We start from the raw sequence: 12,957 nt of genomic DNA on the forward strand, positions 1-12,957 counted from the left end.
TATGTTCTTGCGCCACGTTATCGTTTTCAGTTTCATCGCCCTGCTCGCCGGTTGCGCGGGCGTAGGCAGCCGCGAATCCGTTGAAGGCCAGGGCAACCCGGCACAATGGAAGCAACACAAGGATCAGCTCAGTAGCATTGATGGCTGGCAGATCGAGGGCAAGGCCGGGGTTCGCGCGCCGAAAGATTCCGGCAGTGGCACCTTGTTCTGGCTGCAACGCCAGGACTACTACGACATTCGCCTGTCCGGCCCATTGGGCCGGGGCGCAGCACGCCTGACCGGTCGACCGGGGCAAGTGAGCCTCGAAGTGGCCAACCAGGGTCGCTATGAAGCGACGTCTCCGGAAGAACTGCTCGAACAACAGATTGGCTGGAAGCTGCCAGTGTCTCACCTGGTCTGGTGGGTACGCGGGCTGCCCGCACCCGACAGCAAGAGTCGCCTGACCCTCAACGGTGACAGCCGGCTGGCCTCTCTGGAGCAAGACGGTTGGCAGGTCGAGTATTTGAGCTACGTCGAACAAAGCGGTTACTGGCTGCCCGAGCGCATCAAGCTGCATGGCACCGACCTTGACGTCACGCTGGTGATCAAGGACTGGCAACCGCGCAAGCTGGGGCAATAACGTGACCGCTCAACGCTTGACCCTGCCCTCCCCGGCCAAACTCAATCTGATGCTGCACATTCTCGGTCGCCGTGAAGATGGCTATCACGAGTTGCAGACGCTGTTTCAGTTTCTCGACTACGGCGATGAACTGACCTTCGCCGTGCGCGACGATGACGTGATCCAACTGCACACCGAATTCGAAGGCGTGCCCCACGACAGCAACCTGATTGTGAGGGCTGCGAAAAAACTCCAGGAGCAATCCGGTTGCTCGCAGGGCATCGACATCTGGATCGATAAAATTTTGCCCATGGGCGGTGGCATCGGTGGCGGCAGCTCGAATGCGGCGACCACACTGCTGGGTTTAAATCACTTGTGGCAGCTCGGTTGGGACCACGATCGCCTGGCTGCGCTGGGCCTGACACTAGGCGCGGACGTCCCGGTTTTCGTGCGCGGGCACGCCGCTTTTGCCGAGGGCGTAGGGGAGAAACTCACCCCGGAATACCCCGAAGAGCCGTGGTATGTCGTGCTTGTTCCGCAAGTATCTGTAAGTACAGCAGAAATTTTTTCAGATCCACTGTTGACACGTAACTCTCCTCCCATTAAAGTGCGCCCCGTTCCCAAGGGAAACAGTCGAAATGACTGCTTACCGGTTGTAGCAAGGCGTTATCCAGAAGTACGTAACGCTTTGAATTTGTTAGGTAAATTTACCGAAGCAAAATTAACCGGCACTGGAAGTTGTGTGTTTGGGGGCTTCCCAAGCAAAGCTGAAGCTGATAAAGTCTCGGCCCTTCTTACAGAGACCCTTACAGGGTTTGTAGCAAAGGGAAGCAACGTTTCGATGTTGCATCGCAAGCTGCAAAGTCTGCTCTAAAAGGAACCGAGTACTGGGTACTCGTTGCAACAGATACAGGGGCGTCGCCAAGCGGTAAGGCAGCAGGTTTTGATCCTGCCATGCGTTGGTTCGAATCCAGCCGCCCCTGCCATTTTCCTATACTCATCCAGGTTACCCTCAGCCTCTAGGTACTGCGCGTGTCCAAGATGATGGTCTTTACGGGGAACGCCAACCCCGATCTGGCTCGACGTGTCGTACGTCAGCTGCATATCCCTCTCGGTGACATCTCTGTCGGTAAATTCTCCGACGGCGAAATTACTGCCGAGATCAATGAAAACGTCCGCGGTAAAGACGTCTTCATTATTCAGCCGACCTGCGCTCCGACCAACGATAACCTGATGGAACTCGTCGTGATGGCTGATGCCTTCCGCCGCTCCTCAGCGACTCGAATCACAGCTGTAATCCCTTACTTTGGTTATGCCCGTCAGGATCGCCGTCCGCGTTCCGCACGTGTGGCTATCAGCGCGAAAGTCGTTGCTGACATGCTCACCGTGGTAGGCATCGACCGTGTTCTCACGGTTGACCTGCACGCTGACCAAATCCAGGGGTTCTTCGATATTCCGGTAGATAACATCTACGGCTCCCCCGTATTGGTGGATGACATCGAAGACCAGCGCTTTGAAAACCTGATGATCGTGTCCCCGGACATTGGTGGCGTCGTGCGTGCACGGGCTGTTGCCAAATCCCTGGGCGTTGATCTCGGGATCATCGACAAACGCCGCGAGAAAGCCAATCACTCTGAAGTGATGCATATCATCGGTGATGTCGAAGGGCGTACCTGTATTCTGGTTGATGACATGGTCGACACCGCCGGCACCCTGTGCCACGCGGCCAAAGCCTTGAAAGAGCACGGTGCAGCAAAAGTCTTCGCCTACTGCACACACCCTGTGCTGTCGGGCCGAGCGATCGAGAACATCGAAAACTCCATGCTGGACGAACTGGTGGTGACTAACACCATCCCGTTGTCCGCTGCTGCTCAAGCCTGTTCGCGTATCCGTCAACTGGATATCGCACCGGTAGTTGCCGAAGCGGTTCGCCGCATCAGCAACGAAGAATCGATCAGCGCGATGTTCCGTTAAGGGTCAAACCTTCGGAGCACCTCACTGACGAAAAGCGCCCCGCCCCAGCAATCTGTTGGGGCGGGGCTTTTTTGCCCATATCGCCTTTAGCGCTGGTCGCAAACGCTGGGGCGAATGTGGTTATTTTGGAGATACAACATGAACGAATTTACTTTGAATGCTGAACTGCGTTCCGACCTGGGGAAAGGTGCGAGCCGCCGCCTGCGTCGTCTCGCAAGCCTGGTTCCAGCTGTAGTTTACGGTGGCGAAAAAGCCCCTGAATCCATCAGCATGCTGGCTAAAGAAGTTGCCAAACTGCTCGAAAACGATGCTGCTTACAGCCACATCATCGAGCTGAACGTTGGCGGTTCCAAGCAGAACGTCATCATCAAGGCACTGCAACGTCACCCAGCCAAAGGCCACGTGCTGCACGCTGACTTCGTTCGCGTAGTAGCTGGTCAGAAACTGACCGCTATCGTGCCTGTGCACTTCGTTGGCGAAGCTGCTCCGATCAAGAAAGGCGGCGAAATCTCGCACGTTACCGCTGAGATCGAAGTGACCTGCCTGCCGAAAGACCTGCCTGAGTTCATCGAAGTCGACCTGGCTAACGCTGAAATCGGCGACATCATCCACCTGTCCGACCTCAAAGCCCCTAAAGGCGTTGAGTTTGTTGCACTGGTTCACGGTGATGACAAAGCTGTTGCAAACGTACACGCTCCACGCGTTGCTCCAGAAGCTGAAGAAGGCGCTGCAGAGTAATTCACTCTGTATTGCCGGAGCTTGAGGACACATCGCGGACCGGAACGTAGCGAGAAAGCGGGCGAGAATGCGAAGTTGGCCTCTAACGGTTAATAAGCTTTGTCGTCCACTTTCGCCGCACCAACGGCGATGTTATCCACAACTCCAAAGGAAGGGCCCCTGTCGTGACTGCCATTAAACTGATCGTTGGCCTGGGAAATCCAGGCGCCGAATACGAACAGACCCGGCATAACGCGGGGGCCCTTTTTGTTGAGCGCATCGCCCACGCCCAAGGCGTCAATCTTGTGGCCGATCGCAAATATTTTGGCCTGACCGGACGCTTCTCGCATCAGGGTCAGGATGTTCGTCTGTTGATTCCCACCACCTACATGAACCGCAGCGGCCAGGCCGTCGCGGCGCTTGCGGGCTTCTTCCGGATCAAACCCGAAGAAATCCTGGTGGCCCATGACGAACTGGACCTGCCACCCGGGGTCGCCAAGCTCAAGCAAGGCGGCGGACATGGCGGGCACAACGGCCTGCGCGACATCATCGCGCAGTTGGGCAATCAGAATACCTTTTACCGTCTGCGGCTCGGCATTGGCCACCCAGGCGTTGCCAGTATGGTTTCAAATTTCGTCCTGGGTCGTGCGCCACGCGCCGAACAGGAAAAACTCGATGCCAGCATCGATTTTGCCCTCGGCGTGCTGCCGGATATCTTCGCCGGTGAATGGAACCGTGCGATGAAAAACCTGCACAGCCAGAAGGCCTGACTCTTACCGAGGGGAAACACCATGGGATTCAATTGCGGCATCGTCGGCCTGCCCAACGTCGGCAAATCCACCCTGTTCAACGCCCTGACCAAGTCCGGTATTGCGGCGGAGAACTTCCCCTTCTGCACCATCGAGCCCAACACCGGTATCGTGCCGATGCCCGATCCACGCCTGGAAGCCCTGGCAGCCATCGTGAATCCCAAGCGCATCCTGCCGACCACCATGGAGTTCGTCGACATCGCTGGCCTGGTGGCCGGTGCGTCGAAAGGTGAAGGCCTGGGCAACAAGTTCCTCGCCAACATCCGCGAGACCGATGCCATCGCCCACGTAGTCCGCTGCTTCGAAGATGAGAACGTGATTCACGTCTCCAACAGCGTCGACCCGAAACGCGACATCGAGATCATCGACCTCGAGCTGATTTTCGCCGACCTCGACAGCTGCGAGAAGCAACTGCAAAAGGTCACGCGCAACGCCAAGGGTGGCGACAAGGACGCAGTGGTCCAGAAAGCCTTGCTGGAGCAGTTGATTGCTCACTTCACCCTGGGCAAGCCGGCACGCAGCCTGATGAAAAGCATGAACGCCGACGAAAAAGCGGTGATCAAGGGCTTCCATCTGCTGACCACCAAGCCTGTGATGTACATCGCCAACGTGGCTGAAGACGGTTTCGAAAACAACCCGCTGCTCGACGTGGTCATGGCCATTGCCGAAGAAGAAGGCGCGATGGTCGTACCGGTCTGCAACAAGATCGAAGCGGAAATCGCCGAGCTGGAAGACGGCGAAGAAAAGGACATGTTCCTTGAGGCCCTGGGCCTGGAAGAGCCTGGCCTGAACCGCGTGATCCGCGCCGGCTACGAAATGCTGCACCTGCAGACTTATTTCACCGCTGGTGTTGAAGAAGTCCGCGCCTGGACCGTCAAGGTCGGTGCCACCGCACCACAGGCCGCTGGCGTGATCCACACCGACTTCGAAAAAGGCTTTATCCGCGCCGAAGTCATCGCCTACAACGACTTCATCCAATTCAAGGGTGAAGCCGGTGCCAAGGAAGCCGGTAAATGGCGCCTGGAAGGCAAGGAATACATCGTCAAGGATGGCGACGTGATGCACTTCCGTTTCAACGTGTAAGCGCCACTCGCGGCTTTAGCCGCAAACAAAAAGCCGATGCCCTGCATCGGCTTTTTTGTGGGCGCTCGCTTTTAACGTGACTAATTAGTACAACTACCACCCACCAGACCGACAAGTATTTTAAGCATCCCCCTACATGAGTTAGAGCCACTTTACCTGAAAAACACTTATACAATCCCCTCCTTCACCCACCTAGTATTTTCTTACACCACCTCCCTCTGTTTCGCTCCAGCAGGCACCCTAACAATATTGAGACATTGCGCTCTACTGGCCAATATTAAATATCGCGCTATCAAGCAATAGTGGAGTAGCAGTAACTATGTCGGACTCCTTCCATCAAAAACATGAAACCTATTTGTCGTTCATTGAAGAACCCGATATTGAAACCACGCTCAACAACACTGCCACACTCAATATAGATATATTGTTACTCGGTGAAACTGGCACCGGCAAGGACACCTTGGCACAGCGGGTTCATCGATTGTCAGGACGACGAGGAAACTTTGTCGCAGTGAACTGCGCGGCCATTCCAGACAGCCTTGCGGAAAGCCAGCTGTTCGGTGTCAACAGTGGCGCTTATACCGGGGCAATGCAATCCCGGGCAGGTTCTGTCGAGGCCGCCCACCTGGGCACGCTGTACCTCGATGAAATCGACAGCATGCCCTTGAACCTGCAAGCCAAACTGCTGCGCGTTTTGGAATCGCGCGGCATCGGGCGCCTGGGCTCGACCCGCTTCATCCCTGTTGATATGCGTGTCATTGCGTCTGCCCAGCAATCCTTGCATGGAATGGTGGAGCAAGGCGCCTTCAGACGTGATCTGTATTTTCGTCTGAATGTCGTCAACATTCAGCTGCCGGCCCTGCGAGATCGACGTGAATGCATTATCCCGTTGTTCCTGGAAATGGTTCGGCAAGAGGCTGAGCACTTCAACTGTATCGCCCAGCCTCCATCGGGCGCACTTCTGCAACAACTGTTGTGTCACCCATGGCAGGGTAATGTGCGCGAGCTACGCTCGACCGCCAAGCGATTCGTACTGGGCTTGCCCCCACTCCCATCCCTCTCGAGCAACCATCAACATGCGGGAATGAACCTGAAGGAACGACTTCAGCAAATGGAGAGAGCGCTGATTGAGGAGGCATTACACCGCCATGACCACAGTGTCGACCGAGTGGCAGCAGAGCTGGGCATTGCCAAACGCACGCTCTACTATCGAATGAAACAACTGGAAATAGCACTGGGATAACGCACATGGAACGCGCCTGAGGAAAAACTCACAGAGTAGAAATACTGGCGTCCCTCCAGCGTATTCCCATCCACACCCAGAGCAGAAACCTCATGTGCCTAAAATCAATTGGAAACTTTATAAGCTCAATCACTAACATCAAGCAAACTCAACAACAGGACGATAGCAACACGAATGTCAAATGCTGCAAAGAGCCGCCGAAAAAGCCCTGTTACGAAACAGACAACAACACTAAAAGCATTCAATTTGAATACACTCGCATTGCGATATCCAGCAAACAGCAGTACTCCGTTTAACAATTCATAACGCCTGACACGTGACCATACGGACACATTTCCAAATATATACACGGCTTGGAATTGGAACGCTCAATCTGTCCTCCACCACGCATCAAGTGAGCCATTTCTATAGTCGCTCAACACGCTATAGGCAGCGAACAATCGCTGTCAGCACTTCAATCAACCGCTTACAAAGGTGACCCTATGTCCACAATACCTAACACACCTAACGCTGGAGTGAGCGCTGCCGCTCAAGCGCAACTGGATCAGATCAACGCCAACAAAGAAAAGCAAGTTGTCGAAGAGGCTGCGCAAACAGCTAGGCAAGAACTGACTACTGCGAAAGCGGGCCGCGCCAAATCCTTGCGATTTGCCTAAGCAAGACCGACCTCCTCTGCTCTTCAGGTCGAGGAGGTCTCCACTGTCCCGACGGGCGCAATAATCGACACGTTCGATGGAGGTTCATATGTACATCAACCACGCAGGGCTCCCTGGAAACAGAGGTATCACCCCTCAGGCTGAAACGCCCGCTGCGAGTAACGGGACTTCCGACGTGAATTTTTTTAACGCGCAACTGAGCCACACCGACCAGTCTGGCAAAGGTACTCCCCCCGCCATGGCAGCCGATCTTTTTTCATTGGGCGCCAGTGAGTCGACGACATTGTCCAGGCGCGTATCCAAAGGGTTTCGGGACGAGAGCCTGAACAAGAAGACCAAGGCAGCACACGAGTTCACCCAATCGCTTTCCGAAGCGCACCTTAACCTGACGGCGCGCGTCAAAGTACTCAGCTCACTCGTAAAAGGCGTCGATAAAGTCGCCACCATGGGGTAGATGCATGCACCGCCGTCTATCCATCGCACTCTATTTTTCATCGGCGTTGCTGCTGATCGGCTGCAGTGAAAGCGTAGAACTCCACCGCCAACTCTCCGAACAGGAAGCCAACGAAGTCATCGCAGAGTTGGCAGACAAGCAGATCCGCGCCCAGAAGATTCCAGCGAAAGACGGGGTGGTTGTCCGCGTCAGGGCAAATGACATAAGTCGAGCTGTTCGCACCCTGGAAGCCGTTGGCCTGCCCAAAGTAGCCCGCTCGACATTGGGGGATATCTTTCGCAAAGAAGGCGTCATTTCCACGCCACTGGAGGAGCGTGCACGCTACATCTACGCGCTGTCACAGGAACTGGAGGCGACCTTATCGAAAATAGATGGGGTGATCGTTGCGCGCGTACATGTGGTGCTGCCTGAACGAGTGGCGCCAGGTGAACCCGTACAGCCGGCATCCGCCTCGGTATTCATCAAGCATGATCCGCGGCTGGACCCTGACAATATTCATCCTCGTGTACGCAGGATGGTAGCCAGCAGCATACCCGGCATGGCCTCCGCCGTAGAAAACACGCAAAAACTGACAGTCGTTTTCGTTCCGGCAACGGCTTATCAGGAGCAGCAACAGCTCACTTATCTAGGCCCTTTTTTGGTACCTGAGCAAGACCTCGGGTTCTGGCGTACCAGCGTGATCGCCCCCCTTATAGCCCTCGTGCTGGGAGGGACTGGCTGGCTATTCTGGCGCCGACGGACAAAGTTCACGCACGCGACAGAACCTGTAATAGCCCACGTCCATGAGTGAAGATCTCGCCTGGGTACGGTGGTGGGTGTGCCCATGGGAAAATGCCCACCTCGACTGGCGCACGCATACGGACCCTATGCAGACAGCAGCGCTTTCACGCAGCCATCATGGCCGTGTCGGCAGCCTGTTCCAGATCGACCCCGAGCTTCCCCAGCGCCCTTCTCAGGCTTTGCTGCAACTGGTGATGGCCAGCGCTCAACAACGCGACCTCGTACTGCTACTGGTCAATGAGGTGCACAACGCTACCCAAGACAACCGGTTGAATCAGGACCAACTGCTCTGGTGCCAACGCCTGGCCAAGGCGCTGGTGCCAGACCCAATGCCGGTGGCCTTTGAGGATCCACTGCACTACCTGCGCGCATGGGTCACCCCTGCCGTCTGGCAACGCCTGCGATTGAGCTTTGCCCGTCCGCGGGTACTTGAACTGGAGCAGCGCCCCAAGCTGATGGGCGTTCATGGCAGGCTGGACACCCTCTGGCAAGCGGCTCTTTGGCGTGCAACCTCAACCACCTTGACTGACGCGCTGCGTGCCCCACCGTGAGAAAACCAACCATGTTCTGCGCCCACAAAATCGAGCTGCACACCGTCACATCCAACCTGCCCGCGGCCCTGATTCCCAGAGAAATGCTGGCCGACTATGCCCAAGCCCACCAGTTGCTCGAACACGCCGAGACACAAGCGCAAGAGCTTACGCGCCAAGCCCACGCTCATTGCGCGCAGATACTGGAAAACGCAGGCCATGAGTTCTGGCAGCGCGCCAACGCCCAACTCCATCGCTGGGAGTCGGAGCGACAAGCGATGTACGACAACCTGGAACAGGTCGCCTCCTCAATCATTAACACCGCCATTCTAAGTTTCCTGGAAGAAACCATACCCGCTGAACGCCTTAAGGCGCTGCTCAACAAGCTGCTGGCTGCCCAACTGCCGCCGATCAAGGCGAGCTTGCTGTGTAATCCGCTGGACCGCGAACAGGTCGAGCAGTGGCTCACTCAGCGCTGTGATGTGCCATGGACGCTGCGCGTTGAAAACGAGCTCGCCGTCCACTCACTGGTTCTTGAAACAGACGACGGCGGGTTTCACATCAATTGGACCGACGCCCTCGACAACCTGATAACGGAGCCGCCCAAAGCCAAATCAGGTAACCATTTTTCGTGACGAGCGCGCTTTATTTTCTAAACAAATAAGTCGGCTGTTGGAACCAGTCACAAATCAGGCGCCACACAGGGTTAGAACCTACAGGAGACAACCCTATGAGTGGTGATGACCGCGTACTTTCAAGGCTCTACCGTCAACTGGCTCAGTCCGAAAGGCACATGGATCAAGTCAGTACCAACGCTCGAGACAGTGAAGACAGCGAAGAAAGATCGATGTTCTTTGAACAGATGATTGAGGCAAAGTCCGGCCTTGTTTCCGATATGGCGCTGAGCTCGGCTTACACCAGCTACGTTCACGATACGGTGAAGTCCGTCATCAATGGCTTCTAGCTGCTGGAACCAAACGTTGGCTGACTGTTTGAATGGTCACGAACAGCATGTCGTGCTGCTTGAAAACGATGACGAAGTCAGCATGACTTGCCATGAAGAGCACGTATTGCTGCGTGTTCAACTGACCAATCCGTCGCTCGAAAAATACCCGCTGCCGTCTTGGTATCGTCTCGGCCAGTTCAGCCTGGCGCATTTCCAAGGCGCACTTGCGCTTGCCCCCGCCACTGGCCACCTCTGGTTGCTGTTGAGCCTGCCACGGGATTGCAGCCAGGATCATCTGCTGAAATCCCTTGAAGCGCTTCTAAATCAACGCGACACCTGGCGCAGCGTCATCGCGCGCCTGGCAAGGCCCGGGCGCAAGTTCCAGCCCATTTCGTTACGTAAGCTACCGTACTGATACAGAGAGCCTCCCATGCATAACAAGATCCACAAGCCTACCGGCTTGCGTTCACGCTCGCCCGTGGTTGTCGCAAAACGCACTCACTGGCGTTGCCTGCTCGCCCTGCCCTTGCTGCTGGCACCGCTGCACAGCAGCCTCGCTGCCATCCCAGCCGAATGGAAAAATACCGCCTACGCCTACGAGGCCGAGCACAAACCGCTGAGGGATGTACTGGACGATTTCGCCCAAACCTTTGGCACACAATTGCAGATCGAAGGCCTGCTGGAGGGCAACGTCAACGGTAAGATTCGCGCAAACACACCACAGTCGTTACTCGACCGATTGGGAACCGAGCACCGGTTCCAGTGGTACCTGTACAACAACACGCTCTATATCAGCACCCTGGATCAACAGGAGTCTGCTCGCCTGGAAGTGTCGAGCGAAACCGTGGCCGACCTGAAGCAGGCACTGACCGATATCGGCCTGCTCGACAGCCGTTTTGGCTGGGGTGAATTGCCGGAAGACGGCGTGGTGCTGGTGTCTGGTCCCAAGCGCTATATCGAACAGATCAAGCAGTTCAGCAGCCAACGCCGCTCGCCGGAAGAAAAGCAGAGCGTGCTGACCTACCCCCTTAAATTCGCGAATGCCATAGACCGCCAGATCGATTACCGTGGCGAGAAGATGGTGATCCCCGGTGTCGCCAGTATGTTGCGCGGCCTACTCGAACCCCGCTCCCCTTCGGCGACCGCACAGGCGACCCAGGGCCCGTCAGCGCCATCGGGCACGCCCGTGATATCGCCCCTGGCCCAAGGGTTCCCCAGGCTCGGTAACCCACTGCTGGGGCAGATGCTCGCGCCACCGACAAGCCAGGCAACGGGTGACGCGGGCATGTCACTGACACCGCGCGCGCGGGTATCGCCCGGGCGTATTCGCGTCGAAGCCGATGTGCGCAATAACGCCGTGATGATCTACGACTTGCCCGAGCGCCACGCGATGTACCGCGACCTGATCACCCAGCTGGATGTCGCGCGCAAGCTGGTTGAAATCGACGCGATCATTCTCGACATCGAGCGCACACAAATGCGTGAACTTGGGGTGAACTGGGGCTTTCGCAACGGCAACTTCCAGGCCGGCGTGAACAACATTGCACCGGGCACCTCGTCACAATTGTCGATCAACAACAGGGATGGATTCTTTGCCGCCGTACGCGCGCTGGAACAGCGTGGCCTGGCGACCCTGGTGTCGAACCCGTCTGTTCTGACCCTGGAAAACCAACCCGCGGTGATCGACTTCAACCGCACGCAGTACCTCACGGCCGGCAACGAGATTGCGACCATCCTGCCGATCACCGTCGGCACCAGCTTCCAGGTGGTGCCCAGGGTGATCACTACGCGCGGCAACCATCAGATCCACTTGGCGGTAGATATCGAGGACGGTAATTTCGACGAATCCAACCCCAACCGCCTCGGCCCCGACGTGCGCAGGGGGGCAGTCAGCACCCAAGCGGTCATGGCCGAAAAACGCTCGCTGGTGGTGGGTGGATTCCACGTCACCGACAACACTGACAAGCTCAGCAAGATCCCACTCCTGGGGGATATTCCGTTACTGGGCAAGGCCCTGTTTTCGTCGACCGAACGCAAGAATAACCGCCGCGAACGCCTGTTCATCATCACGCCTCGGGTCATAGGTGATCAGGCCGACCCTTCGCGCTACTTGCCACAGGCTGACCAACTGGAGCTGCAAACGGCCCTCAAGCCGTTGGCAAGACGCATGTCGCCGCATGCGCCCGAGATCAAGCGCAACGACCTGATCCACGCCATGGCCACGCTGGTCACCGGCCAGGTACCCAAAGCCTTCAAGGCGATGCCGATGCCCATGGGCCTGGACACCTTATGCACGACCCGCGACCTGCTCGCGCTCAATACCGAACGCAGCCAGTGGTACGCCGGCCCGCAGTTCAACGTCGCTGTCGTGGTGGTACGCAACCAGCATGACCGCCATGTACGCATCGATGAGAAAGAGTGCAGCAACTCGCAGACCCTGGCGGTCACTGCCTGGCCGCGCGCCTGGCTCAAACCGGGTGAAGAAGCGGAAGTGTTTATCGCAATGCGCCCGGTGGTGAAAGATGAACACATCGGCGTTTCACGTCCCTCGTTGATCGTACCTACCGGAAAGAAACCAGAATGACCCGCCTACTCTCAAGCCTCACACTGATCAGCCTGGTGGTGTTTGTCGCCGGCTGCACCCCCACCTGCCGGGGCGACTCCTGCTCACGCCCGCAATCGAGCACCGACAAGATGGTGATCTGGTGGCCGGAGCACATGCGCGTGCAGCCCGGCCCCGCCGGGGAGCGTTCGGATCACCAGACGGTTTCGCTGGAACGATGACCCCTTTGGGACTCCCCGTAGACGCCGAGCGTCTGCGGGCGCTCCTGGATGACCTGGTGAGCGGCGCTGCTGCTCACCAACCGTTGTCCAACGGTATCGATCTGCGCACGTTGAAAGCCGGCGCGCAGCTCGGCCTTGCCTTGCAGATTGCTCCCCAAGCCTTGCAGGCTGGCCAATTGCAGCGCGTGATGGAGCGCCGGTTTGAACAGGCCGTGGCATTTGAGGGTTGCTTTGTGTTCTTGAACGACAAGGGTGCCCTGGTGATCTGGCATAAAGCGCTACCCGCCGACGTGCCCTTGGCGACAATCCTCAGCCGCCTGCTCTCACTCGCAGAACTGGGCGACCTGGATCGGCACTGCAATTGACGCCGTACCCGCGCTGTC

Annotated in this window: 17 protein-coding genes and 1 tRNA gene; all 18 read left to right on the forward strand. The window is 57.0% G+C overall.

Going from position 1 to position 12,957, the window contains the following annotated elements; genetic code table 11:
- Position 1 precedes the first annotated feature (1 nt).
- Positions 2-619 (forward strand): lipoprotein insertase outer membrane protein LolB, encoded by a 618-nt coding sequence (gene lolB / locus ACR52_RS11895; protein ID WP_048724288.1) that lies wholly within the window; start codon positions 2-4, stop codon positions 617-619.
- Between the two features lie 49 nt (positions 620-668).
- Positions 669-1,472 (forward strand): 4-(cytidine 5'-diphospho)-2-C-methyl-D-erythritol kinase, encoded by an 804-nt coding sequence (gene ispE, locus ACR52_RS11900; protein ID WP_236692141.1) that lies wholly within the window; start codon positions 669-671, stop codon positions 1,470-1,472.
- Positions 1,473-1,509: 37 nt separating this feature from the next.
- Positions 1,510-1,584: transfer RNA gene (locus ACR52_RS11905), tRNA-Gln, on the forward strand.
- A 46-nt stretch (positions 1,585-1,630) separates the two neighbouring features.
- Entirely contained in the window at positions 1,631-2,572 is a 942-nt protein-coding gene (locus ACR52_RS11910; RefSeq protein WP_003208392.1) for a ribose-phosphate pyrophosphokinase, read from the forward strand.
- A 138-nt stretch (positions 2,573-2,710) separates the two neighbouring features.
- A complete protein-coding gene (locus ACR52_RS11915) occupies positions 2,711-3,310 on the forward strand; it encodes a 50S ribosomal protein L25/general stress protein Ctc (protein WP_048724293.1) in 600 nt (199 codons plus the stop codon).
- Positions 3,311-3,474: 164 nt separating this feature from the next.
- Complete coding sequence (pth, locus tag ACR52_RS11920) at positions 3,475-4,059, forward strand: aminoacyl-tRNA hydrolase (RefSeq protein ID WP_003208389.1); 585 nt, start codon at positions 3,475-3,477, stop codon at positions 4,057-4,059.
- Between the two features lie 21 nt (positions 4,060-4,080).
- Entirely contained in the window at positions 4,081-5,181 is a 1,101-nt protein-coding gene (gene ychF, locus ACR52_RS11925) for a redox-regulated ATPase YchF (protein ID WP_048724295.1), read from the forward strand.
- 319 nt (positions 5,182-5,500) lie between these two features.
- A complete protein-coding gene (locus ACR52_RS11930) occupies positions 5,501-6,424 on the forward strand; it encodes a sigma-54-dependent Fis family transcriptional regulator (RefSeq protein ID WP_048724298.1) in 924 nt (307 codons plus the stop codon).
- Positions 6,425-6,906: 482 nt separating this feature from the next.
- Positions 6,907-7,080 (forward strand): hypothetical protein, encoded by a 174-nt coding sequence (locus ACR52_RS30780; protein WP_161799295.1) that lies wholly within the window; start codon positions 6,907-6,909, stop codon positions 7,078-7,080.
- An 88-nt stretch (positions 7,081-7,168) separates the two neighbouring features.
- Positions 7,169-7,534, forward strand: coding sequence for a hypothetical protein (locus ACR52_RS11935; protein WP_048724300.1), 366 nt, complete (start codon positions 7,169-7,171; stop codon positions 7,532-7,534).
- Between the two features lie 4 nt (positions 7,535-7,538).
- Positions 7,539-8,324, forward strand: a complete 786-nt coding sequence (gene sctJ, locus ACR52_RS11940; protein ID WP_048724301.1) for a type III secretion system inner membrane ring lipoprotein SctJ — start codon at positions 7,539-7,541, stop codon at positions 8,322-8,324.
- Positions 8,317-8,865, forward strand: coding sequence for a type III secretion protein (locus tag ACR52_RS31205; protein ID WP_236692133.1), 549 nt, complete (start codon positions 8,317-8,319; stop codon positions 8,863-8,865). The genes sctJ and ACR52_RS31205 overlap by 8 nt, the downstream gene beginning before the upstream one ends.
- 11 nt (positions 8,866-8,876) lie before the next feature.
- The gene (gene sctL, locus ACR52_RS11950; protein WP_048724304.1) at positions 8,877-9,479 is read left to right on the forward strand and encodes a type III secretion system stator protein SctL; all 603 of its coding nucleotides are present in this window, start codon (positions 8,877-8,879) and stop codon (positions 9,477-9,479) included.
- Between the two features lie 95 nt (positions 9,480-9,574).
- Positions 9,575-9,808, forward strand: a complete 234-nt coding sequence (locus ACR52_RS11955; protein ID WP_048724306.1) for a hypothetical protein — start codon at positions 9,575-9,577, stop codon at positions 9,806-9,808.
- Positions 9,809-9,860: 52 nt separating this feature from the next.
- Positions 9,861-10,205, forward strand: a complete 345-nt coding sequence (locus ACR52_RS11960; RefSeq protein ID WP_152687617.1) for a type III secretion protein — start codon at positions 9,861-9,863, stop codon at positions 10,203-10,205.
- A gap of 15 nt (positions 10,206-10,220) precedes the next feature.
- On the forward strand, positions 10,221-12,374 hold the full coding sequence (gene sctC / locus ACR52_RS11965; RefSeq protein WP_048724310.1) for a type III secretion system outer membrane ring subunit SctC: 2,154 nt from the start codon (positions 10,221-10,223) through the stop codon (positions 12,372-12,374).
- Positions 12,371-12,574 carry an HrpT family type III secretion system protein gene (gene hrpT / locus ACR52_RS11970; protein WP_048724312.1) on the forward strand — a complete coding sequence of 68 codons (204 nt, stop codon included), beginning with the start codon at positions 12,371-12,373 and terminating at the stop codon, positions 12,572-12,574. Before sctC ends, hrpT begins: the two co-directional genes overlap by 4 nt.
- Positions 12,571-12,939 carry a hypothetical protein gene (locus ACR52_RS11975; RefSeq protein ID WP_048724314.1) on the forward strand — a complete coding sequence of 123 codons (369 nt, stop codon included), beginning with the start codon at positions 12,571-12,573 and terminating at the stop codon, positions 12,937-12,939. The genes hrpT and ACR52_RS11975 overlap by 4 nt, the downstream gene beginning before the upstream one ends.
- The last annotated feature ends 18 nt before the right edge of the window (positions 12,940-12,957 follow it).

This window comes from Pseudomonas fildesensis (genome assembly GCF_001050345.1).
GTDB classification, from domain to species: Bacteria; Pseudomonadota; Gammaproteobacteria; order Pseudomonadales; family Pseudomonadaceae; genus Aquipseudomonas; species Aquipseudomonas fildesensis.

Bases quoted from the DNA above. Each gene is read 5' to 3' on its own strand.
- lolB (WP_048724288.1), top strand. From the start codon at position 2: ATGTTCTTGCGCCACGTTATCGTTTTCAGTTTCATCGCCCTGCTCGCC.
- ispE (WP_236692141.1), top strand. From the start codon at position 669: ATGCTGCACATTCTCGGTCGCCGTGAAGATGGCTATCACGAGTTGCAG.
- ACR52_RS11915 (WP_048724293.1), top strand. From the start codon at position 2,711: ATGAACGAATTTACTTTGAATGCTGAACTGCGTTCCGACCTGGGGAAA.
- ychF (WP_048724295.1), top strand. From the start codon at position 4,081: ATGGGATTCAATTGCGGCATCGTCGGCCTGCCCAACGTCGGCAAATCC.
- ACR52_RS11930 (WP_048724298.1), top strand. From the start codon at position 5,501: ATGTCGGACTCCTTCCATCAAAAACATGAAACCTATTTGTCGTTCATT.
- ACR52_RS30780 (WP_161799295.1), top strand. From the start codon at position 6,907: ATGTCCACAATACCTAACACACCTAACGCTGGAGTGAGCGCTGCCGCT.
- ACR52_RS11935 (WP_048724300.1), top strand. From the start codon at position 7,169: ATGTACATCAACCACGCAGGGCTCCCTGGAAACAGAGGTATCACCCCT.
- sctJ (WP_048724301.1), top strand. From the start codon at position 7,539: ATGCACCGCCGTCTATCCATCGCACTCTATTTTTCATCGGCGTTGCTG.
- ACR52_RS31205 (WP_236692133.1), top strand. From the start codon at position 8,317: ATGAGTGAAGATCTCGCCTGGGTACGGTGGTGGGTGTGCCCATGGGAA.
- sctL (WP_048724304.1), top strand. From the start codon at position 8,877: ATGTTCTGCGCCCACAAAATCGAGCTGCACACCGTCACATCCAACCTG.
- ACR52_RS11955 (WP_048724306.1), top strand. From the start codon at position 9,575: ATGAGTGGTGATGACCGCGTACTTTCAAGGCTCTACCGTCAACTGGCT.
- sctC (WP_048724310.1), top strand. From the start codon at position 10,221: ATGCATAACAAGATCCACAAGCCTACCGGCTTGCGTTCACGCTCGCCC.
- hrpT (WP_048724312.1), top strand. From the start codon at position 12,371: ATGACCCGCCTACTCTCAAGCCTCACACTGATCAGCCTGGTGGTGTTT.
- ACR52_RS11975 (WP_048724314.1), top strand. From the start codon at position 12,571: ATGACCCCTTTGGGACTCCCCGTAGACGCCGAGCGTCTGCGGGCGCTC.